This is a genomic window from Streptococcus sp. NLN64 (assembly GCF_015831295.1).
Lineage (GTDB): Bacteria > Bacillota > Bacilli > Lactobacillales > Streptococcaceae > Streptococcus.
Genome location: NZ_JADXDQ010000031.1, coordinates 1 through 22,072 on the forward strand (window position 1 = coordinate 1; position 22,072 = coordinate 22,072).

Here is a 22,072-nt window from a genome sequence, read left to right on the forward strand (position 1 = left end):
CCCGTTCTCTATGCAGTAAGGGATACCAGTCCTCCTTTGTTAGGAAATTAGGATACCGAATCAAATAGAATACATTTTTAAAAATCGAGAGTCGCACCAAGGGCGGAGTCTGCCCTTTTTTAGGGTGGTAAGACAGCAGACCCATCTTTATTTATAGAAAAGCTTGATCGTTCATAAAAATCATCAGAATTGCAATTGTTTATTGCTTGTTTCTGATGATTTTTTTGATAGTTACGCAAAGATATTCAGGGTATGAATAATTCGGGTTACTACTTAAAACGACATGCGTTAAAAGTTAACTGAACCGCCGTGTGCCGAACGGCACGCACGGTGGTGTGAGAGGGGCTATCAATTAGACTCTACTCGATTAGTTTCTGGATAAGAGAACATGAAATGTTCTTTCAATAAAAGTGAACAATTGTTATTTGCTTCGCAAATTTTATCTCGTTCCTCAAACAGTCTTTTAGCTGTTTGAGCGAATCAAGCACTGCGTCAAAGTGATTTCACCAAACAAAATAGGAGGGTTAAGACTTTTGTCTCAACCTCTATTTTTTCCCCAAAAATAGTAAGAACTATAATTTGTAGAATTTTCGCTATAATATGGCAATTCACAGAGCTGGCCTAAGAGAGTAGACTAAAGAGGAAGGAAGAAGATGTTTGATAGAAAGGAGTTTTTATGAAGGATTTGCTGAAAAATCTGAAGCAGAATGCCATATTTTTCCTGATGGTTTTGCCGGGTGTCCTCTGGTTGATACTTTTCTTCTATATTCCCGTTTTAGGGAATGTGATTGCCTTTAAGGATTATCGGCATACTGGTGAAGGTTTTATTGACAGTGTCCTGAAAAGTGAATGGATCGGTTTGGACAACTTTAAATTTCTCTTCCAGTCCTCAGATGCCTACATCATTACCCGAAATACCCTCTTGTATAATCTTGGTTTTATTCTTTTAGGTCTGATTTTTGCAGTGGGAATTGCCATTATCTTTTCAGAAATGCGGTCTAAGAGATTGGTCAAGCTTTACCAGACCACGACCCTTTTTCCTTATTTTCTGTCTTGGGTCATTATTTCATTCTTTGTCTATGCTTTTTTGAGCCCAGACAAGGGTTTGTTTAATAACCTCTTAGTAGATATGGGAATGGAGCCAATCCAATGGTACAGCAGTCCAGGTTACTGGCCTTTTATCCTCTTGTTTTTAGGAATTTGGAAGGGATTGGGTTACAACAGTATTATTTACTATGCGACCATAATGGGGATTGATCCCAGTTATTATGAGGCTGCAATTGTGGATGGAGCCAGTAAGTGGCAACGGATTCGGTACGTTACCATTCCGCAACTATTGCCTTTAGTTACTATTTTGACGATTTTAGCAGTCGGAAATATCTTTCGGGCGGATTTCGGCTTGTTCTACCAAATTCCTAAGAATTCAGGTCCCCTCTTTAATGTGACCCAAGTTTTGGATACCTATGTCTATCGTGGTATTGCCGGGACTGGAGATATTGGGATGGCGATTGCAGCAGGACTTTATCAATCCATTGTGGGATGCTTCTTGGTGGTTTCCACCAATTTGATTGTTCGGCGTTTTGATAAAGAATCGGCCTTATTCTAGGAGGAAACTATGAAAGAAAAAAGAGAAATTACATCTGTTTCCATCCACTCCTTTAGTAAAAAGACGGATTTGTTCTTTTCGACTTTGTTGGGGATTTTTGCTCTGTCATGCATGCTGCCCTTTCTTTTTGTGATTATCATTTCCTTAACGGATGAAACAAGTTTGGCCATTAATGGATATTCTTTTTGGCCAGAGCAGTGGAGTTTAGCAGGGTATCAATACCTTTTCCAATTAAAGGATCAGATTTTTCAAGCCCTCTTTATTACTTTTTTTGTAACCATTGTAGGAACAAGCCTGAATGTCTTTTTCACAGTGCTCTATGCTTATGCTATTTCCAGAAATAGTTTTAAGTACAGACGATTTTTTACACTGATGGCCCTTTTCACCATGTTGTTTAGTGCAGGGACCATCCCGACTTATATTGTCATGACCTCGCTGTTAAATTTAAAGGATAGTGTGGCAGCTTTAATCTTCCCGATGCTTCTATCTCCCTTTAATATCATGGTCATGCGTTCCTTTTTCCGAAAAACGATTTCGGAATCTATTATTGAATCGGCTCGGATTGATGGTGCCAGTGAATTTCGGATTTTTTTCCAGATCTGTTTGCCTTTAACACTACCAGGAATTGCGACCATTGCCCTATTTACGGCTTTGGCATTCTGGAATGATTGGTACAATGCACTCCTGTATATCCAGAGTGACAACCTCTATCCCTTGCAATACCTATTGATGAAGATCCAAGCCAATATACAGTATCTATCCGAAAATGCAGCAGCAGCGGCCACAGTCTCTTCCGCAGTATCAGGGACTCTACCTAAGGAAGCAACACGGATGGCCATTGTGGTTGTATCGACCCTCCCTATTGCCTGCCTCTACCCATTTTTCCAACGGTATTTTGTAAAAGGATTAACCATTGGTGGAGTAAAGGAGTAAATGAAAAAAGAAAGGATGATCTCTATGAAAACGTGGAAGAAAATGGCATTATCTTGTCTAGCCTTAGCCTCGGTAGCTGGTTTGGCAGCTTGTGGCTCCTTGACAGGAAATCAGTCTAGTGAAAAAAGTGCCAGTGGCAAAGATGGAGTAACCGATATCCTCATGTATCAAATAGGTGATGCACCAAAGAACTTGGATGTGCTTCTTGAAAATGCTAATAAAATTCTTGAGAAGGAAGCTGGAGCCCACTTGGATATCAAATACATTTCTTGGGGTGACTACAAGGATAAAATGGCCATCATTACCTCATCAGGAGAAGAATTTGATATTGCCTTCGCGGACAGCCCAACCTATTTGACCAACGCTCAAAAAGGTGCTTACGTGGACCTCACTGACCTCTACAAGAAAGAAGGAAAGGCCCTCTATGACGCACTCGACCCTGCTTATATCAAGGGGACAACCATTGATGGAAAAATTTACTCTGTACCAGTTTTTGGAAATGTAGCTAGTCAACAAATGCTATCCTTTAACCAAGACTTGGTTGACAAGTATGGTTTTGATATTTCCAAGGTGGATAGCTACGATGATTTGGAACCCATGTTGGCTACAATCAAGGAAAAAGAAAAAGATGTGACACCCTTAGCTTGGATTAAGTCCAGCAAGCCCTCAACCGATGGTCTAGAGTTCCCAGCAGGAAATGAACTACCTTTTGCGGTTGACTTGCAAGGGGATGCCAAAAAAATTGTGAATCCTTTCCAAGTAGATCGTCGAATGGAAGATCTTCGGACAATTCATAAATACTACAAGGAAGGATACATTCTTTCCGATGCAGCGACAACAGATGCGACTTTTAACTTGGATGTAGCAAACTGGTTTGTGCGCGAAGAAACCCAAGGTCCTGCAGACTATGGTGATAGTCTTCTTTCAACTGTGGCTGGGTATCCAATTACATCTCAAGCCATTACAACTGCCTATAAGACCAATGGTTCCACACAAGTAGCCAATTTTGTTATTTCCAAAACTTCAAAAAATAAAGAAAAGGCTATGGAAGTCTTAACCTTGATGAACACCAATCCAGAGCTCCTCAATGGTTTGGTCTTTGGTCCAGAAGGAGTTAACTGGGAAAAGGATCCAAGTGCCGAAAATCGTATTAAACTCTTGGATGGTTACATGAATGATACACGGATGTCAGCATGGAACACTGGTAATAGCCAAATTCTCTATATCACTGATAAGGTAACCGATAAGGATATTGAGAAATCTAAGGAATTGCTTGCTAGTGCGCAAGAATCTCCACTTCTTGGTTTCAACTTTAATGCCGATGCCGTTAAAACTGAAATTACCAGCATTCAAAATATTATGAGTCAATATGCAGCCAGCATCAATACTGGTACCGTTGACCCAGATCAGGCTGTTCCAGAAATGATCAAGAAGTTGGAGTCCGAACCATCCTATCAAAAAGTTATGGATGAGATGCAAAAACAATATGATGCTTTCCTAGCTGAAAAATAGGGGATATAGTCCCAGACAGCAAGAAACTGCAGATTGGTCTTGTATAGTCTTTTAGTTTGCTTTTAGTACAAGGCAGCGAGTCGCAGACAGTACTGAAGTACGGCAAGACGAGCTAACACAGTAATAAAAGATAAACTAAAAGAGTATAACGGACTAGCCTTTGTGTGGGGAATAAGTCGCTATTGTTTTTAATGGGTTAGAGGAGGAGCTTGGATATTTTCCTGCCTCCTCTTTCTATTTGTTGTCGAGAGGTTTCTGATCTTTTGGACAATAGCCAGATTCCTTGAAAGAGAAAGCGGAATTTGAAGGTTCGTTAAACGCTTACAAAAACAACGGTATTTTGGTAAAATAGAGATAAGGAGAGGTTATCATGTTAAAGTGGATGGATTCTTTTTTCAACTTGGCTTTCTTCCTGATGAAAGTCAGTGCTCTCTATTTTGTATTAGTCTTGTCCGGAGGATTTCTTCTGGGTTTCTCACCGGCTAATGCGACCCTCTTGCAACTCTATGATGCCTATGGTTGGGATGGGAAACAGTATCATTTTGGCCAAGCATTTCAGATTTTTAAGAATCATTTCCGTTTTCATAATGCTTGTTTGGCCATTTTACTAGCTGTATCGGTCTTTTTGTTTAGTGGCATATGGTTGCTGCTGCAATTTCCGCCGTCCCTGTTGCAGCAAGTGGTACTGATCACCAATTTTTTAGGCCTTTGTTTTGTTCTAGCTCTGTATGCTCTTTTTCTAAAGTTAGCGACCCATTTCCGTTTTCCACTATTCCTCGGGCTGAAACTTGCGACAATTGCCCTCTTTCTGGATTGGAAAGGTCCTCTACTCTTTTTAGCCGGCAGCCTAATTTGCTTGGTGCTAACCTTTAAGCTCCCCCTCTTGTTATTCTTCTTTTTACCATGTTTGTGGTTGTTCTTTGTCTATGATGTGTTTCATCCTCTTTTTCAAAAAGTTGAAAGGGGCTATTTATGAAACCCTTGTTTTTTCATCGATTACTAAAGAGCTACTCTGTTCTCGTCATAGGAATTGTTATCTTTTTTACCGCTATCTTATCCTACAGTACCTGGCTGCAATATGAACAAAGTCGCTTGGGATTGCAACAAGAAGTTGCCGATATTTTAAAGGTCGAGCTAGATGATTATCAAGGCCGTGTTGGCAATTATTTGGCAGATTATCTAACGGATAGCAAGCACTTGGAGGCCTATTACCGGTATTTTCAAGAAAGCCCATCCCAGTACCAGTCTTGGTTACTGGATCAAAATCGGAACTCATCAGAAGATATTTCTCTACAGGATGCGATTCGAACCCTCTATCTTTATTATCCCTTTGTTAAAGGACTAGATTTGGTACCTGTTGAAGGGGATACAGTATTTGTCTCCAACCAGGATCATAAATCTGGAAGGAAGCTTGCTTTGGAAAACTACCAGGCACCGGAAAATAGTCTGACATTGACCTTGCTGTCACCAGTTACAACAGAGGGGATGGCAACTGTTTATGTAACGGTTGATCAGCAGCTCCTGGATGATGTTGTTCTGGGGAGAAGTAGCGAGGGGTTGCGAGTCCGAGTTCAAGATTCCTTAGATCGGTTGGTCTATCAATATGGTCGGGAAGGGCAGAGTTTATTTCAGACCCGCCGAAGCAGTGGTGATTTGGAGATCTCAGTCGCCTTTCTTAAAAGTGCTGCCTTGACTGAAATGGGTTCCCTGATTGCCGTTATTCTATTTGGTGGATTGTTCCTTGCAAGTATTTTGCTTTGGTTCCTACGTCGAGTCTTTCGACAATATGAAATTCAAGTAGAAGATATTGTAACTAGTATCCAAGCCATTGCCTCTAGTGAGGAGGATTTGCGCATCCGAACCGATAATAAACAGCAAGAGATGCATATGATTGCTTCCGAAATTAATGAGATGTTGGATAGTCGAGACCAACACACGCAAGCCATTTATCGGCTCCAACTAGCTCAGAAAGATGCCAATATGAGGGCCTTACAGGCCCAAATCAATCCGCATTTTCTTTATAACACGTTGGAGTTTTTCCGCATGTATGCAGTCAGCAAGGAGATGGAAGAACTCGGGGATCTGATCTATGAATTTTCCAGTTTACTCAGGGGAAATGTTTCACCTACTCCCTGGACAAGCGTGGCGGACGAAATAGCCTTTTGTGAGAAACATAGTTATATTTGCCAGATGCGTTATCCCAAGTCCATTGCCTATGCCTTCCAAATTGAGGCAGGTTGTGAGAATTTGAAAATTCCTCGTTTCACACTCCAACCTCTGGTGGAGAATTATTTTGTACATGGATTGGATTTGCGCAGACGAGACAATGCCTTAAGCTTGAAGGCAAGTAAAGAGGGGCAGAGTCTGATTTTATCTGTACGAGACAACGGAAAGGGGATGTCGGGAGATACCCTGGCGGTATACCAAGATCTTTTTAGTAAACGTCAACTGAGCCAAGAAAACCGGTTACGGTCAATTGGCTTGATCAATGTCCATGAGCGGCTTCTTCTTTCATTTGGAGAGCGCTATCAGATGGAACTTGGGTCAGAACTGAATCAAGGAACCTGGTTCAAAATCCAGATTGACCAAGTCTTTGAAGAAGGAGGTCAGAATGCGTAAAATGATGGTCGTAGATGACGAGTATATGATTTTAGAAGGTATGAGGCACCTTCTACCTTATGAGGACTACCAGATTGAGATTGTTTATACAGCAGATAGTGCCGAGCAAGCTTTGGCCTACATGGAAGAAAATCCAGTCGATATCGTTTTAACAGATGTTACCATGCCGGGGCTATCTGGTCTGGAAATGATTCAACTCATGAAGAGAACCTATCCCCAGATTCACGTCATCATCATGTCGGGTTACCAGGAATTCGAATATGCCCGCCAGGCCGTCTCTTTAGGAGCTTTGGACTATCTGGTGAAGCCTATTAATAAAAAAGAATTGGCTAGGATCCTACAAACGTTACCAGAAACGCAAAGGGAATCTGAGACCGCTGCCTCAAAGCAGTTTTTGGCTGGAATATTATCACCCGAAGATTTGTTAGAAGCCGAAAATCCTCGATGGTTTGTCGCTAACCCACAGCCCCTTGGAAATTACTATGCTCGAGAGAAAACGATTTTTCATCGGGTTTATTATCTCCAATTGTTAGGAGAGGAAGAGTTTTCAGCTTTGTACAGGGAAGTTGTGACGCCATCAAGTACGCTAGAAATTTTAGTGGATCATTTTCAACGATTTCTCTTTTATGGGGGCTTGGGACAAGGAGCAGACTTTGATTCGCAATTTTATTACCAGTCTTTTGAAGGTTTAATTGAAGCTGGACAGGTTCTAGAGATTTTACAATTGGTACCGGATTTAAAGAAAGCACTGGAGGCTTCTTGCCCACCCTTATATGTGACCAAGCAATTTGTAAAGAACATTGTTTCGGATGTGTTTCATTACTTTCGCCAAACCCATCATCACCGCTTAGAGTCCTTTTATGAGGGGGTGGAATCGAGTGAGAAACTGGATCAGCTCTTAGAAATTTTTATTAAAAAAATAAGGGATTTGGTTCAAACTTCAGGCTACAGCCAACATGTAGGTGAGGTTATTTTGCTGATTCAAGAGCAATATGCTCAGGAGTTGTCATTGAAGGAGGTCAGTGCTCGTTTCTATTTAAATCGGGTATATCTGGGGCAGTTGATTAAAAAGGAGACAGGACATAGTTTTGCGGAGTTGCTGAATCAGCAGCGAATTAAGGTGGCCCAGCAACTGCTTTTACATAGTCAGGCAAGTATTGAGGAAATTTGTTTTCAGGTTGGCTATAGCAATGTTGGGTATTTTTATAAAATATTTAAACGGACTTGCGGGCAGTCGCCCAAGAGTTATCGCCAGTCTATGAGTCAGTTGGGAACTGAGATTTAGGTTTTGTGAAGGAGATATGAAATGGTAGAACTCCATTTAAAAAATATTTATAAACGCTATCCCAATAGTCAGCACTATTCGGTGGAGGACTTTAATTTGGATATTAAGGACAAGGAGTTTATTGTCTTTGTTGGTCCATCTGGCTGCGGAAAGTCCACAACCTTACGGATGATTGCGGGTCTGGAGGAAATCACAAAAGGGGAGGCTTATATTGACAATCGATTGATGAATGATGTAGCTCCAAAGGACCGAGACATTGCCATGGTTTTTCAAAACTATGCCCTCTATCCGCACATGACGGTCTATGACAATATGGCTTTTGGACTTAAACTTCGAAAATACAGTAAGGAAGATATCCAAAAGCGAGTGGAGGAAGCAGCCAGGATTTTGGGGCTAACTGAATTTCTTCAACGCAAGCCAGCCGATTTATCAGGTGGACAACGACAACGGGTAGCTATGGGAAGGGCTATTGTTCGGGATGCGAAAGTTTTTCTGATGGATGAACCTTTATCTAATTTGGATGCCAAATTACGGGTCTCCATGCGGACAGAAATAGCTAAAATTCATCGCCGAATTGGCGCAACGACTATTTATGTGACCCACGATCAGACGGAGGCTATGACTCTGGCAGATCGGATTGTTATTATGTCAGCTACTAAAAATCCAGAAGGAACAGGAACCATTGGGCGAGTGGAACAAATCGGTAGCCCTGAAGAACTCTATAAGCAGCCTGTGAACAAATTTGTGGCCAGCTTTATTGGGAGTCCAGCCATGAATTTTTTTGAAGTCAAGTTGAATCACGGGCACTTGCTTGGAGACGGCTTTGAGCTTGAACTACCAGAAGGGAGACGCAAACTCCTAGTAGCACAGGGGTATGAAGGAAAATATTTGACCTTAGGCATCCGTCCTGAAGATATCAAGGCGACAGAATTGGAATTAGCTACCTATCCTCAGTCTCATGTCCAAGCAGAAGTAGTAGTTTCTGAACTTTTGGGAGCTGAGGTGATGCTTTATTCCAAGGTAGGGCAAACAGAATTTGTTTCGCGCTTGGAGGCTCAGCATCGGTATGTTGCCGGAGAAAAGGTGACAGTTGCCTTTAACCTAAACAAAGCGCATTTCTTTGACCCCGAAACGGAATTGGCAATCCGGTAGCACTTTTTACAGTCTTTTATACTTAACTAACTTCTAAATCGGAATACTCGAAAAATTTCAAAAAGATGACTAGGAAAGCCGATGATGGTAGAACTAAAGTTCACCGAAGAGGCTTGACAACGTCAGATTTTGAAATTTAATGAGTATTAGTTTGCTTTTAGTACAAGGCAGCGAGTCGCAGACAGCTCAAAATCTTGAGGAAGATTTTGAGCTTGCTGATAAAACTTTTGAAGAAAGTTTCAATGAAGTACGGAAAGACGAGCTAACACAGTAATAAACGATAAACTAAAAGAGTATATCGAATAGGAAGACCAGAAGGGTTCTAACTTTTGGTCTTTTCTTACTTTCGTCAAAGGAATCTTTCGTTATTTTTTGCAAAATCTTGAAAAATTGGTAAGATAGAAAGTACTGAAAACAAGGAGGACACTATGGCAAAAAAAGAGGTCAGTCTAACAGCCTATAATGATGATGCCATTCAAGTCTTAGAAGGTTTGGACGCGGTTCGGAAACGTCCTGGAATGTACATTGGCTCAACCGATGGAGTGGGTCTGCACCACTTGGTTTGGGAAATTGTAGACAATGCTGTCGATGAGGCCTTATCTGGTTTTGGAGATCGCATCGATGTGGTGATCCATCAAGATGGCTCCATTTCTGTTGCCGACCATGGACGTGGAATGCCTGTCGGGATGCACGCGCTGGGGAAACCAACCGTTGAAGTGATTTTCACGGTTCTCCATGCGGGTGGTAAGTTTGGTCAAGGTGGTTACAAAACATCTGGTGGTTTGCACGGGGTTGGATCCTCTGTGGTGAATGCCCTATCCTTGTGGCTAGAGGTGGAAATTACCCGGGATGGCGCTGTTTACCGTCAGCGTTTCGAAATGGGGGGAACTCCGGTAACAGGTTTGGAAAAGGTTGGCAAAGCGCCGAAATCTGAGTCTGGTACCAAGGTTCACTTTATGCCAGATCCCGCCATTTTCTCGACGACCAATTTTAAATTTGGAACAATCGCCGATCGCTTGAATGAATCAGCCTTTTTGCTCAAGGATGTTACTCTTAGCCTCAAGGATGAGCGATCTGGGGATGAAGTCTCTTTCCATTACGAGAATGGGGTTCAAGACTTTGTGGCTTACCTCAATGAAGGGAAAGAGGTCTTGACCCCTATTTTAGATTTCAAGGGCGAGGATCAAGGCTTTCAGGTTGAGGTAGCTCTCCAATATAACGATGGCTATTCCGATCATATTTTATCCTTCGTAAACAATGTCCGTACCAAGGATGGGGGAACCCATGAGACAGGTCTGAAAACAGCCTTGACCAAGGCCATGAATGACTACGCTCGCAAGACCGGACTTCTTAAGGAGAAGGAGAAGAATCTGGATGGTTCCGATTACCGTGAAGGCTTGACCGCTGTTCTATCCTTGCTTGTGCCTGAAGAGCATTTGCAGTTTGAGGGACAAACTAAGGATAAGTTAGGCAGTCCCTTAGCTCGACCATTTGTCGAAGGGATCATGAATGAGCAATTAACCTATTTCCTGATGGAAAATGGGGAAATGGCCGCAAACTTGATTCGCAAGGCCATTCGAGCCCGTGACGCACGGGAGGCGGCAAGAAAGGCGCGTGATGCTAGCCGATCTGGTAAGAAGAAAAAGGATAAAGGGCTTCTATCTGGTAAGTTAACCCCAGCTCAATCCAAGAATGCTGCTAAAAACGAGCTCTTCTTAGTCGAGGGGGATTCTGCCGGAGGTTCTGCCAAACAAGGACGGGACCGCAAATTCCAAGCTATTCTCCCCCTTCGAGGGAAGGTTATTAACACGGCCAAGGCTAAGATGACGGACATCTTGAAAAATGAAGAAATCAATACCATGATCTACACGATTGGTGCGGGCGTAGGCGCAGACTTCCAAATTGATGATGCCAACTACGACAAGGTGATCATCATGACCGATGCGGACACCGATGGTGCCCACATCCAAACCCTGCTCTTGACCTTTTTCTATCGCTATATGAAACCCTTAGTCGAAGCTGGCCGGGTCTACATTGCCCTACCACCGCTTTATAAAATGTCTAAGGGACGAGGTGCCAAAGAAGAAGTGGCCTATGCCTGGACAGATCAGGAACTACAGGAGCTTCGCAAACAATTTGGGAAAGGGGCTACTGTTCAGCGTTACAAAGGGTTGGGGGAGATGAATGCCGATCAATTGTGGGAAACCACTATGGATCCAGAGACGCGTACTTTAATCAGGGTTACCATTGACGATGTTGCGCGTGCTGAACGCCGCGTGTCTACCTTAATGGGAGACAAGGTTGAACCACGCCGCAAGTGGATTGAGGAAAATGTCACCTTCACCTTGGAAGAGTCTAGTGTATTTTAAGACCTAACTAACTTCTAAATCAGAATTACTCACGAAATTTCAAAAAATGACGAGGAAAACCGATGAAGGACCAACTAAAGTTCATCAAGAAGGTTTGACAAATTCGGATTTTGACATTTAATGAGTATAAGAAAATCAACTAAGAGGAATCTGATGTCGACAATTCAAACTATGTCCCTTGAGGACATTATGGGAGAGCGTTTTGGACGCTATTCGAAATATGTCATTCAGGATCGGGCCTTGCCAGATATTCGGGATGGTCTGAAACCTGTTCAACGCCGGATTCTTTATTCCATGAATAAAGACGGCAATACGTTTGAGAAAGGCTACCGCAAGTCGGCCAAGGCTGTCGGAAATATTATGGGGAATTTTCATCCGCATGGGGATTCGTCTATTTACGATGCCATGGTGCGGATGAGTCAGGACTGGAAAAACCGTGAAATCTTGGTCGAAATGCACGGGAACAATGGTTCCATGGATGGGGATCCACCTGCCGCCATGCGGTATACGGAATCCCGCCTGTCCGAGATTTCAGACTACCTGCTTCTGGATATTGACAAGGAAACGGTTCCCTTTGCCTGGAACTTTGATGATACAGAAAAAGAACCAACGGTTCTCCCGGCGGCCTTTCCCAATCTATTAGTGAATGGGGCTACAGGGATTTCAGCTGGTTATGCGACGGACATTCCGCCTCATAATCTCGCCGAGGTTATCGATGCTGTGGTCTATCTGATCGACCACCCCAATGCCAAACTGGACAAGTTGATGACCTTCCTACCAGGACCCGATTTCCCTACTGGTGGAATCGTTCAAGGTAAGGATGAAATCCGTAAGGCCTATGAAACCGGAAAAGGGCGAGTTGTGGTTCGTGCCAGAACAGAAATCGAAGCTCTTAAAGGTGGGAAGCAACAGATTGTGGTTACGGAGTTGCCTTATGAAGTCAATAAAGCCGGTCTGGTTAAAAAGATTGATGATATCCGCTTAGGCAATAAGGTAGCTGGAATCGCTGAAGTTCGGGATGAAACTGACCGTACAGGTCTGCGGATTGCCATTGAGTTGAAAAAAGATGCCAATGCTGAATTGATTTTGAATTACTTGTTCAAATACAGTGACCTGCAAATCAACTACAATTTTAATATGGTGGCCATTGACCATTCCACTCCACGACAAGTTGGTTTACACCGCATTCTGACTAGCTATATTCAGCATCGCCAGGAAGTTATTCTGGCTCGTAGTCGTTTTGAAAAAGCGAAAGCGGAGAAACGCTTGCATATTGTAGAGGGGCTAATCCGGGTGGTATCTATCTTGGATGAAGTCATTACCTTGATTCGACAATCGGAAAACAAGTCAGATGCTAAAAAGAACCTAGAAGCTACTTATGACTTCACGTCGGAACAAGCGGAAGCCATTGTCACCTTGCAACTCTATCGTTTAACCAATACGGATGTGCAAATTCTTCTTGCTGAGCAAAGTGAATTGGAAGAGACGATTCAAACATTGCAAGCCATCATTGGGGATGAAGGAACCCTCTTTAACCTCATGAAAAAAGAGTTACGGCAGGTCAAAAAGACCTTTGCCTCTCCTCGCTTATCAGAGTTACAAGACCAGGCTCAGACGATTGAGATTGATAGTTCCAGCTTGATTGTGGCAGAGGATACCTATGTGTCAGTGACAAAGGCAGGCTACATCAAGAGAACCAGTCCTCGTTCCTTCTCTGCTTCTAACCTAGAGGAGATGGGCAAGCGGGAGGATGATCATTTGATCCTCTTGGCGTCTTGTCAAACAACTCAGCACCTCTTGCTTTTTACCAATAAGGGAAATGTCATCTATCGCCCAGTTCATGAGCTGGCGGATATTCGGTGGAAGGATTTGGGTGAGCATCTGAGCCAATCCATCACGAATTTCAGCCAGGAAGAGGAACTTGTCTTTGCGCAAATTGTGTCGGATTTTGAATCGGGAACCTATTTGGTTGCCAGTCAATCCGGTCAAATCAAGCGTTTGGCGCTTTCAGAAATCAAACCTTGGCGGACTTATAAGTCTAAATCAACGGTGTATATGAAACTCAAGGGTGAGCAAGATCAGGTTATCTCCGTTTCCCCAATTGAGCAAGAGTCTATTTTGGCCATCAGTCACTTGGGCTATGCCCTCCACTTTGCCGCTGAGGAGGTTCCTCAAGTCGGTGCCAAAGCAGCAGGTGTCAAGGCTATGAATCTCAAAGCAGATGATTGGCTGGTAGCGGCTTTCCCAGTTACATCTGAGACCTTCTATCTGCTCACACAACGAGGTGCTATTAAGGCCAATCGTGTGACAGACTTCCCATTAGCTGGTCGAGCTGGCCGTGGCTTGCAAGTCTTGAAAGAATTGAAAAAAGCACCTCATCGTGTCTTTATGGCGGGACCTATCTCTGTCGATGGACCTGGACTTTTGGAAGTTTTGGATCAAAGCGGGCAATACTATCCAGTTGAACTAGCACACGTAAGTCTCTTGGAGCGAACTTCAAACGGTAGTTTCATTGATGAAAAGTTGGCAGAAGCTAGTGTAGCGGAAGCCTACTTGAAAGTGGTAGAAGCTGATAGCTTGAATGCTTAATACTAAAATTTCAAATTCTGGCCTTATCAAACCACTTTGAAAGATTTGAGTATTTCGGTTTTAATATTCCTTAAGTACAAAAATGAATAGACAAAAAACCAACCTCACATGGGGTTGGCTTTTTTGGTAGATGTAGAATATCTTTATTTTCCTAAACAGAATTGGGAGAAGAGTTGTGTAATGAGTTCATCTGGTGCTGCATCTCCGGTAATCTCCCCGAGAATTTCCCAAGTTCGCGTTAAATCGACTTGAAGAAGATCTACAGGCATGCCGAGTTCTAGGCCTTCGTTCACAGCCTGGAGACTGGTTACAGCTTTTTCAATGAGACTAATGTGACGAGAATTTGACAGGTAGGTGGCATCTTGCTCGACCAGACCAGCATTTTCGAAAAAGAGTTGATTAATCCGTTCTTCAATTGCTTCCAAGTTATCTTGTGTCAGCACAGAAATAGGGATTGCATCTGTGGGCACTTGATCCCTCTCAATATTGGACTCTAAATCTGTTTTGTTGAGGAGAACAATTCGATTCATATCCTGAGTTATTTCCAAGAGTTGACGATCTTGATCTGTCAAAGCTTGATTCGAGTTTAGAACGAGTAGAACCAAATCTGCTTCAGCTAAAGCTTTGCGGGAGCGTTCAACCCCAATTTGCTCAACAATATCCTCGGTTTCACGGATTCCCGCTGTATCAATGAGTTTGAGCGGAATGCCTTGGATATTGACATACTCCTCAATGACATCCCGTGTCGTACCCGCAATATCCGTTACAATAGCTTTATCCTCTCGCAGGAGGCTGTTGAGTAGGCTCGATTTTCCAACGTTGGGACGACCAATAATAGCAGTCGTGATCCCTTCGCGAAGGATTTTTCCTCGGCGGGCTGTCTGAAGCAGGGAGGTTAGCAACTGCTCAAAGTCTGCTGTTTTTTCTTGCAGCAGCTGAGTGGTCAGTTCCTCCACATCATCGTATTCCGGATAGTCGATGTTGACCTCAACCTGAGCCAGGGTATTTAGAATTTCCTGCCGGGTATCATTGATTAACTGTGAAAGAGAGCCATCCAATTGTTTGACCGCGATATTCATAGCTTTATCGGTTTTGGCACGGATTAAATCCATAATGGCTTCAGCTTGAGTCAGGTCAACCCTGCCGTTTAGAAAAGCGCGTTTGGTGAATTCACCCGGTTCGGCCAAACGTGCCCCTTGCCGAATCAACAGCTGAAGAATCTCGTTTGTAACAGCCACGCCGCCGTGTGTATTGATTTCGACAACATTTTCACGGGTAAAAGTCTTAGGAGCCAGCATAATGCCAACCATGACCTCATCCAGGATTTCATCTTTATCCGGATCGATAATATGTCCATAGTTTAGGGTATGACTAGCCACCTGATCCAGGTTCTTTCCCTTAAAAACTTTTTTCAAAATGGTTAAACTATCCGAACCAGAAAGTCGGACAATGCCGATGGCTCCCTCACCAAGGGGAGTGGAAATAGCAGTAATAGTATCAAATTCTTTGGTAATCATAATATGTGTTTAAAATCCTTTATTTAATAGCATTCTTGTGTTCTTTGTCCCAAATCTGGCCCAAATGTTTAGAAAATTTTTTGATTTTGTCAAAGTCTGCAATCTCTTTTTTTTGTAACAATGGGTGTAAGGATTGAGGGAAACAGTGGGCTCATTTATTTTTATTTAGTTAGAATTTTGTTCTCTGGCTTCCCTCACGATTGATTCAGCTTCTTCTTTAGCTACTTGAAGCAATCTTTCGGCATCTAACTTAGCTTTCCTAAGAGTTTCTTCAGCCTCAACTACTAATTTTTCCTCTTTTTCAATTTCATCCTTCTTGAGCAAAGGGAATTCGGTTCTTGATTGAAGGAGCAAATTCATAGCAATAATGGCTGGTATGTAATAGGTAACCGGGGAAATGAAGAACAAAAGTGAGATAAACCATGTCCTATAGTAAAACGGTAGTTGATTTTTCATAAGATCCTCCAATTCCGGGAAAGAATGTCAGTCCCTTATTCGACATAAGTATCTCTCTTTTCCTATTCTAGCATTTTCCAGTACGACTGTGTTAAACTAGAGCTAGTAACAAAGAGGAGGAAGCTAAATGACTCTAGATATCGCAATTAAAAGCTTTGAGCAATTGAGTAAGAGTGAGTTGTACGCTCTTTTGCAGGCACGTGTCCAAGTTTTTGTAGTGGAGCAAAATTGTCCCTATCAGGATATCGATGGGGTGGATGACACATGTCTGCATGCTTTGCTAAAGGAAGAAGAGGAGTTGGTCGCTTATCTTCGGATGATTCCCTTAGATAATGAAGGGAACCGCTATCAAATTGGGCGTGTTTTAACATTAACGCGAGGGAAGGGACATGGTTTTGAAGTTATGGCGCAAGCCATTGACTATTTAGTTCAGACGGGAAACTTGGAAGAGATTGTACTCGAAGCTCAGTCTTATGCCATTGGATTCTATGAAAAATTTGGTTTTCATGTGACTTCTGAGGAATTTTTGGAAGATGGAATCCCTCATGTAGAAATGAAGCGACAGTTTATATAGAGATGGGAAAATTTGAAGACAAAAGAAAAAGTTGAGATGCATTTTGGCAGTCTCAACTTTTTTTTGAAAGTTATTCAGTTCCAGTAGCTTCTCCACTGCTTGTGATTGGAACCTCGGTTGTTGCTGAATTATTGGTTTCAATTGTAGGTTCTTGACTTGAACTCTCATTAGTAGTCACTGTTTCGCTGGAGGAAGGGATTGTTTCAGTATTTCCAGTTTCTACCTGACTACTTGAGCTAGGTGTTTCAGGGTTACCTTGAATTTGGCGAATAATGGTTTGAACGGGGTTGGAATTCCCATTTGAAGGGTTGTTCCGGTTCATAAAGGTGTAGATGGTAATGGAGGCCGTAATCAAACCAAGAATACCACCAACAATGGCCAATGTTCGTTGAAAGGCATTAAGACCGGAATTTAACTTCTGTTTAGTTTTTTCTTTGTCAATGACTGGTTTCTTTGATTTTTGTTTCTTACGTCTTGATAATTCTGTCATGATGTTCTCCTTTACTCTTCCTATTATAGCTAGGGGCAGAAGAAAATTCAAGATTGAACTGGGTTCCACAGAATTAATCTGCAAAGTTTATGGTAGACTTTAGGAAGTAGAAGTATTTGAGGGCAGAAATGGTTCCTGCCGCACCTATTGAGGTATCTGAGATGTTGGGGTGCCGACCAACCAAATACTTAAAGTCGACGGGAGTGGGAAAGAACTCCTTTGGTCAAAAAGAGTTCGTCTTCCCACCCCCGCACAGTTGATTAGGTTGTTTTCAGAGTCTGAAAGGCGAACGAAAACACCAATCAACTACTGCTTCAAAGAGTTTCAACTAAATAAAAATTAGAGGTTGGAAATTTTTACTCAGCTTTTTTTCTGTAGGAATAGGAATCTTGTTGATATTGGCACCCAGATGCTGGAAGATCGAGAAAAGGGAATGGAAGTGTAACTTCCGGTCCATTGTCGTGAATTGAATGGAAAAAGCATTCGAGTGTGGTTGATTTTCTGAGGATTCGTTTGGTGCTTTTGACGTAAGTAGCTGGGTGTTTGTCGATTTTTTTTGGCTAGAGTTCCTAACCTTAACCTTGCATCCAAGTTTTGTGACTTTTGCTGCCGCTTTATCAAAAACTAGTGATATAATAGGAGCATTGAAAACAAGGAGTCAGCATGATATATTTTGATAATGCGGCCACTACCCGTCCATATCCGGAGGTCTTGGCCACCTATACAGAAATAGCTTCAAAAATTTGGGGAAATCCTTCTAGTTTGCACCGACTTGGAAATCAGGCTCATCGTTTTTTGGAGGCTTCACGTAAACAAGTTGCGAATTTAATCGGGAAGGATCCACAGGAAATTGTTTTTACCTCTGGAGGCACCGAGGCCGACAACTGGATTCTGAAAGGTGTGGCTTTCGAGAAGCAAGATTTTGGGCGCCATATCTTGATTTCAGCGGTGGAGCATCCTGCCATTGCAGAGTCTGCCCAATGGTTGACGCAGCAGGGTTTTGAGGTGGAGCTCATTCCAGTTGACAAGACAGGGCAGATTGATGTGGAGCAGTTTGCTTCACAGATTCGACCGGATACAATCTTAGTCTCGGTTATGGCCGTGAATAATGAGATTGGTCGTATTCAACCCATTCCTGAAATTGCCAGCATTTTGGAGGCTTGGCCCAAGGTTTCACTTCACGTGGATGCAGTTCAAGCGCTTGGTAAGGTGGATCTCTCCTTATTTTTGCCGGAACGTGTTGATTTTGCGAGTTTTTCGGGTCACAAATTTCATGGACTGCGGGGTGTAGGATTTGCTTTTCTTAAGAAGGGAAAACGGCTGTCTCCCTTGCTTACAGGTGGTGGGCAAGAGGAGAATCGCCGGTCTACTACTGAAAATCTGGCGGGCATCGGAGCTATGGCTAAGGCACTTCGCTTGGCCTTGGAGGAGCAAGACCTGGTTCAAGGACGAATGGCAGCTATCAAATCTAGTCTTTTCCAAGAGTTGTCCAAGTATGAGGATGTAGAAATCTTTTCAGGTTTAGACGGTTATAGTTCGAATATTTTAACGTTTGGAATCAAGGACGTTCGGGGTGAGGTACTTTTACATGCTTTGGAATCTTACGACATTTTTGTCTCAACAACGAGTGCTTGTTCCGCTAAGGCTGGAAAACCTGCGGGTACTTTGATTGCGATGGGGATTCCTGGCAATCGAGCTAGTTCAGCCGTTCGCTTGAGTTTCTCACGGGAGAATACTATGGCACAGGTGGAACAATTTTTAACCACCTTTAAACTGATTTATCAACAGACAAGGAAAGTACGTTAAACATGCAATATTCAGAAATTATGGTGCGTTACGGGGAATTGTCCACCAAGGGGAAAAACCGTATGCGTTTTATTAAACAACTCCGCCGCAATATCAAGGATGTCCTTTCTCCTTTTCCCCAGGTAGAAATTACCGCAGATCGAGATCGGGCGCATGTCTACTTGAATGGGGCTGATTATGAAGCCGTTGCTCAAAACTTGAAAGAAGTCTTTGGGATTCAGAATTTCTCTCCCGTCTACAAGGTTGAGAAATCCATTCCGGCCTTAGAAGCGGCAGTGTTAGAGATTATGTCGTCCATCTATCAGGAAGGGATGACCTTTAAAATCTCAAGCAAGCGGAGCGATCATAGCTTCGAGCAGGATTCCCGTGAATTGAATGTGACATTGGGAGACGTTGTTTTCCGCAACTTCCCTTATGCGCAAGTTGCCATGAAGGGACCAGATATCAATCTTCAAGTGGAAATTCGAGAAGAAGCAGCCTATCTGACACATGAACGCATTCGAGCTGCTGGTGGTCTACCAGTTGGAACTTCTGGTAAAGGAATGTTGATGCTGTCTGGAGGAATCGATTCACCGGTAGCTGGTTACTTGGCCCTCAAACGTGGTGTGGAAATTGAAGCGGTGCATTTTGCCAGTCCTCCTTATACCAGTCCTGGTGCTTTGAAGAAGGCCCATGATTTAACACGGAAATTAACCAAGTTTGGTGGCAATATTCAGTTTATTGAAGTCCCCTTCACAGAGATTCAAGAAGAAATCAAAGAAAAAGCGCCTGAAGCGTATTTGATGACCTTGACTCGTCGCTTTATGTTGCGCATCACGGATCGCATTCGAGAAGTTCGAGGTGGTCAGATTATTGTGAATGGGGAAAGTCTGGGGCAAGTTGCGAGTCAAACGGTTGAAAGTATGCAGGCTATCAACGCGGTTAGTTCCACTCCGATTATCCGTCCAGTGGTGACCATGGACAAATTGGAAATTATTGACATCGCCCAAGCCATCGATACTTTTGATATTTCCATCCAACCCTTCGAAGACTGTTGTACCATCTTTGCGCCTGATCGCCCTAAAACAAATCCAAAAATCAAAAATGTGGAGCAGTACGAACAACGTTTGGATGTTGACGGATTAGTCGAAAGAGCTGTTGCAGGTATTCAGGTTACGGAAATCACTCCTCAAGTGCAACAAGACCAAGTCGATGATTTAATTGAGGATTTGCTTTAAAAAATTGACTTTTCTCTTGCATTTTTATTTTGAATGGGGTAGAATACAAGAGTTGACTATGCACATCCTGTGCAACCGCACGAACATCGTTTTAAGTGGTTCGCCCCACGGTGCTAGGCGAGTCTTCACAAAAGGGGAAACCCGAAAAATTTTATAGGAGGTGCATAATGAGCACATACGCAATTATCAAAACTGGCGGAAAACAAGTTAAGGTTGAAGTCGGTCAAGCAATCTACGTTGAGAAGTTGGACGTTGAAGCAGGTCAAGAAGTTACTTTTGACGAAGTTGTTCTTGTAGGTGGTGAAAAAACTGTCCTTGGAACTCCTGTAATCGCTGGCGCTTCTGTAGTTGGAACTGTTGAAAAACAAGGAAAACAAAAGAAAGTTGTAACTTTCAAGTACAAACCTAAAAAAGGTAGCCACCGTAAACAAGGTCACCGTCAACCTTATACAAAAGTTGTCATTAACGCAATCAACGCTTAATTAGAGGTGAACACATGATACAAGCAGTCTTTGAAAAAGCCGAAGATGGCGAGCTGAGGAGTGCAGAAATTACTGGACATGCTGCCAGTGGCGAGTACGGCTTTGATGTCGTGTGTGCGTCGGTTTCTACGCTTGCTATTAATTTTGTGAATTCAATTGAGAAATTCGCAGGCTTCGAACCGCATCTAGAATTAAACGAAACCGAGGGTGGTTTTTTACGCGTGGAGATTCCACAAAGCATTCCCCCTCATCAGAGAGAGATGGCTCAACTCTTTTTTGAATCCTTCTTTCTCGGTATGGCAAATTTGGCGGAAGACTCGTCGGAGTTTGTACAAACAAAAGTTATCACTGAAAGCTAATATGGAGGAAAACAATTATGTTGAAAATGAATCTTGCTAACTTGCAATTATTCGCCCACAAAAAAGGTGGAGGTTCCACATCTAACGGACGTGATTCACAAGCGAAACGTCTTGGAGCAAAAGCTGCTGACGGACAAACTGTAACTGGTGGATCTATTCTTTACCGTCAACGCGGTACTCACATCTACCCAGGTGTGAACGTAGGTCGCGGTGGTGACGATACACTTTTCGCTAAAGTTGAAGGTGTAGTACGCTTTGAACGTAAAGGTCGCGATAAGAAACAAGTTTCTGTTTACCCAATCGCGAAATAAGAGAGTTGGACAGAACGATATTAATTATAAAAATCGTTCGTAGTCCAACCTCCGCACAGTTGATTCGGTTGTTTTCGGAGTTTGAAAACGAACGAAAACAACAATCAACCACTGCGTCATAGTGATTTCACTAACAGAAATAGGATGATTGAGACTTTATTCAACCATTCTATCGCCTCTTTTTGATTTTAAAAAAGAGGGATCCTAAATGCTTATGAAATAAGGCTTTCTGAGTTTCAGGGAGCCTTATTTTTTTGTACCCAACTTGGTACCCATATTTGCAAGTTCCGTTTGTATTCAAGTTAAGAGAGAATCGAGAGAATTCTGAGAATTGATACTCGAATCTTTTAAAGAGATGACTGGTAAAGCCGATGATGGTGTTATTCAACAGGTCTGGGAGACCTGTTGAATCCTATCGATAATGCATGCAAAGTACATCATCAATCAGCTCACCGTCAAGCTTGACAAGGTCAGATTTTGAAATTGAATGAGCATGAGTTGATCCAAAAGGGCATTAACAATCGTTTTAGAGTCTTTTATACTCTTTTAGTTTATCTTTTATTACTGTGTTAGCTCGTCTTGCCGTACTTCAGTACTGTCTACAACTCGCTGCCTTGTACTAAAAGCAAACTAAAACTCCAAGCAGGCTTCGCCTGCTAACTCATGATGGAAAATTAGTTTAGGTATATAATAAAGATGAGCAATACAAATCCGTAAGTTTATTAGGGCTTTGCCGAGCCTGTAACTAAAACTGGATGAATAAGAGTCATGAGATAACTCGAATACGCCTTGAGC

General features: G+C 42.6%; 18 protein-coding genes and 1 other annotated feature. Of the genes, 15 read left to right on the forward strand and 3 right to left on the reverse strand.

Features of this window, described 5'->3' with window-relative positions; genetic code table 11:
• The first annotated feature begins 676 nt into the window (after positions 1-676).
• From I2503_RS05825 to parC, 9 genes are all read left to right on the forward strand, one after another.
• Positions 677-1,606, forward strand: a complete 930-nt coding sequence (locus I2503_RS05825; RefSeq protein WP_196091908.1) for a sugar ABC transporter permease — start codon at positions 677-679, stop codon at positions 1,604-1,606.
• Positions 1,607-1,615: 9 nt separating this feature from the next.
• Positions 1,616-2,539 carry a carbohydrate ABC transporter permease gene (locus I2503_RS05830; RefSeq protein ID WP_196967319.1) on the forward strand — a complete coding sequence of 308 codons (924 nt, stop codon included), beginning with the start codon at positions 1,616-1,618 and terminating at the stop codon, positions 2,537-2,539.
• A 24-nt stretch (positions 2,540-2,563) separates the two neighbouring features.
• The gene (locus I2503_RS05835) at positions 2,564-4,051 is read left to right on the forward strand and encodes an ABC transporter substrate-binding protein (RefSeq protein ID WP_196967320.1); all 1,488 of its coding nucleotides are present in this window, start codon (positions 2,564-2,566) and stop codon (positions 4,049-4,051) included.
• 370 nt (positions 4,052-4,421) lie between these two features.
• A complete protein-coding gene (locus I2503_RS05840) occupies positions 4,422-5,027 on the forward strand; it encodes a DUF624 domain-containing protein (protein WP_196967321.1) in 606 nt (201 codons plus the stop codon).
• Positions 5,024-6,670 (forward strand): sensor histidine kinase, encoded by a 1,647-nt coding sequence (locus I2503_RS05845; protein ID WP_196967322.1) that lies wholly within the window; start codon positions 5,024-5,026, stop codon positions 6,668-6,670. Before I2503_RS05840 ends, I2503_RS05845 begins: the two co-directional genes overlap by 4 nt.
• Positions 6,663-7,955, forward strand: a complete 1,293-nt coding sequence (locus tag I2503_RS05850; protein ID WP_196091913.1) for a response regulator transcription factor — start codon at positions 6,663-6,665, stop codon at positions 7,953-7,955. The genes I2503_RS05845 and I2503_RS05850 overlap by 8 nt, the downstream gene beginning before the upstream one ends.
• Before the next feature lie 21 nt (positions 7,956-7,976).
• Positions 7,977-9,107 (forward strand): sn-glycerol-3-phosphate ABC transporter ATP-binding protein UgpC, encoded by a 1,131-nt coding sequence (ugpC, locus tag I2503_RS05855; RefSeq protein WP_196967323.1) that lies wholly within the window; start codon positions 7,977-7,979, stop codon positions 9,105-9,107.
• A gap of 428 nt (positions 9,108-9,535) precedes the next feature.
• Positions 9,536-11,476, forward strand: a complete 1,941-nt coding sequence (gene parE, locus I2503_RS05860) for a DNA topoisomerase IV subunit B (RefSeq protein WP_196967324.1) — start codon at positions 9,536-9,538, stop codon at positions 11,474-11,476.
• Between the two features lie 153 nt (positions 11,477-11,629).
• On the forward strand, positions 11,630-14,065 hold the full coding sequence (parC, locus tag I2503_RS05865) for a DNA topoisomerase IV subunit A (protein WP_196967325.1): 2,436 nt from the start codon (positions 11,630-11,632) through the stop codon (positions 14,063-14,065).
• Positions 14,066-14,208: 143 nt separating this feature from the next.
• On the opposite strand, the gene mnmE is transcribed toward parC, so the two are convergent.
• A complete protein-coding gene (gene mnmE / locus I2503_RS05870) occupies positions 14,209-15,582 on the reverse strand; it encodes a tRNA uridine-5-carboxymethylaminomethyl(34) synthesis GTPase MnmE (protein WP_196967326.1) in 1,374 nt (457 codons plus the stop codon).
• A 165-nt stretch (positions 15,583-15,747) separates the two neighbouring features.
• Positions 15,748-16,038: a hypothetical protein gene (locus I2503_RS05875; RefSeq protein WP_196967327.1), complete on the reverse strand. Its 291-nt coding sequence runs from the start codon at positions 16,036-16,038 to the stop codon at positions 15,748-15,750.
• 127 nt (positions 16,039-16,165) lie between these two features.
• Between I2503_RS05875 and I2503_RS05880 the strand changes: the two genes are divergently transcribed.
• Positions 16,166-16,612, forward strand: coding sequence for a GNAT family N-acetyltransferase (locus I2503_RS05880; RefSeq protein ID WP_196091919.1), 447 nt, complete (start codon positions 16,166-16,168; stop codon positions 16,610-16,612).
• Between the two features lie 70 nt (positions 16,613-16,682).
• On the opposite strand, the gene I2503_RS05885 is transcribed toward I2503_RS05880, so the two are convergent.
• Complete coding sequence (locus I2503_RS05885; protein WP_196967329.1) at positions 16,683-17,102, reverse strand: DUF6556 family protein; 420 nt, start codon at positions 17,100-17,102, stop codon at positions 16,683-16,685.
• A 663-nt stretch (positions 17,103-17,765) separates the two neighbouring features.
• Between I2503_RS05885 and I2503_RS05890 the strand changes: the two genes are divergently transcribed.
• The 5 genes from I2503_RS05890 (at position 17,766) to rpmA (ending at position 21,277) form a co-directional block, all read left to right on the forward strand.
• Positions 17,766-18,908: a cysteine desulfurase family protein gene (locus tag I2503_RS05890; RefSeq protein ID WP_196967328.1), complete on the forward strand. Its 1,143-nt coding sequence runs from the start codon at positions 17,766-17,768 to the stop codon at positions 18,906-18,908.
• Positions 18,909-18,910: 2 nt separating this feature from the next.
• Positions 18,911-20,125 (forward strand): tRNA uracil 4-sulfurtransferase ThiI, encoded by a 1,215-nt coding sequence (gene thiI, locus I2503_RS05895; RefSeq protein WP_196091921.1) that lies wholly within the window; start codon positions 18,911-18,913, stop codon positions 20,123-20,125.
• Positions 20,126-20,188: 63 nt separating this feature from the next.
• Positions 20,189-20,260 (forward strand) — a sequence feature (ribosomal protein L21 leader region).
• Between the two features lie 32 nt (positions 20,261-20,292).
• Positions 20,293-20,607, forward strand: a complete 315-nt coding sequence (gene rplU / locus I2503_RS05900) for a 50S ribosomal protein L21 (RefSeq protein ID WP_135037918.1) — start codon at positions 20,293-20,295, stop codon at positions 20,605-20,607.
• A 14-nt stretch (positions 20,608-20,621) separates the two neighbouring features.
• Entirely contained in the window at positions 20,622-20,966 is a 345-nt protein-coding gene (locus I2503_RS05905) for a ribosomal-processing cysteine protease Prp (protein ID WP_179924257.1), read from the forward strand.
• A gap of 17 nt (positions 20,967-20,983) precedes the next feature.
• Complete coding sequence (gene rpmA / locus I2503_RS05910; protein ID WP_003032879.1) at positions 20,984-21,277, forward strand: 50S ribosomal protein L27; 294 nt, start codon at positions 20,984-20,986, stop codon at positions 21,275-21,277.
• The last annotated feature ends 795 nt before the right edge of the window (positions 21,278-22,072 follow it).

Coding starts and splice junctions, on each gene's coding strand:
- I2503_RS05890 (WP_196967328.1), top strand. CDS start 17,766: ATGATATATTTTGATAATGCGGCCACTACCCGTCCATATCCGGAGGTC.
- parC (WP_196967325.1), top strand. CDS start 11,630: ATGTCGACAATTCAAACTATGTCCCTTGAGGACATTATGGGAGAGCGT.
- I2503_RS05840 (WP_196967321.1), top strand. CDS start 4,422: ATGTTAAAGTGGATGGATTCTTTTTTCAACTTGGCTTTCTTCCTGATG.
- I2503_RS05850 (WP_196091913.1), top strand. CDS start 6,663: ATGCGTAAAATGATGGTCGTAGATGACGAGTATATGATTTTAGAAGGT.
- thiI (WP_196091921.1), top strand. CDS start 18,911: ATGCAATATTCAGAAATTATGGTGCGTTACGGGGAATTGTCCACCAAG.
- I2503_RS05835 (WP_196967320.1), top strand. CDS start 2,564: ATGAAAACGTGGAAGAAAATGGCATTATCTTGTCTAGCCTTAGCCTCG.
- rpmA (WP_003032879.1), top strand. CDS start 20,984: ATGTTGAAAATGAATCTTGCTAACTTGCAATTATTCGCCCACAAAAAA.
- mnmE (WP_196967326.1), bottom strand. CDS start 15,582: ATGATTACCAAAGAATTTGATACTATTACTGCTATTTCCACTCCCCTT.
- I2503_RS05845 (WP_196967322.1), top strand. CDS start 5,024: ATGAAACCCTTGTTTTTTCATCGATTACTAAAGAGCTACTCTGTTCTC.
- I2503_RS05905 (WP_179924257.1), top strand. CDS start 20,622: ATGATACAAGCAGTCTTTGAAAAAGCCGAAGATGGCGAGCTGAGGAGT.
- parE (WP_196967324.1), top strand. CDS start 9,536: ATGGCAAAAAAAGAGGTCAGTCTAACAGCCTATAATGATGATGCCATT.
- rplU (WP_135037918.1), top strand. CDS start 20,293: ATGAGCACATACGCAATTATCAAAACTGGCGGAAAACAAGTTAAGGTT.
- ugpC (WP_196967323.1), top strand. CDS start 7,977: ATGGTAGAACTCCATTTAAAAAATATTTATAAACGCTATCCCAATAGT.
- I2503_RS05830 (WP_196967319.1), top strand. CDS start 1,616: ATGAAAGAAAAAAGAGAAATTACATCTGTTTCCATCCACTCCTTTAGT.
- I2503_RS05885 (WP_196967329.1), bottom strand. CDS start 17,102: ATGACAGAATTATCAAGACGTAAGAAACAAAAATCAAAGAAACCAGTC.
- I2503_RS05825 (WP_196091908.1), top strand. CDS start 677: ATGAAGGATTTGCTGAAAAATCTGAAGCAGAATGCCATATTTTTCCTG.
- I2503_RS05880 (WP_196091919.1), top strand. CDS start 16,166: ATGACTCTAGATATCGCAATTAAAAGCTTTGAGCAATTGAGTAAGAGT.
- I2503_RS05875 (WP_196967327.1), bottom strand. CDS start 16,038: ATGAAAAATCAACTACCGTTTTACTATAGGACATGGTTTATCTCACTT.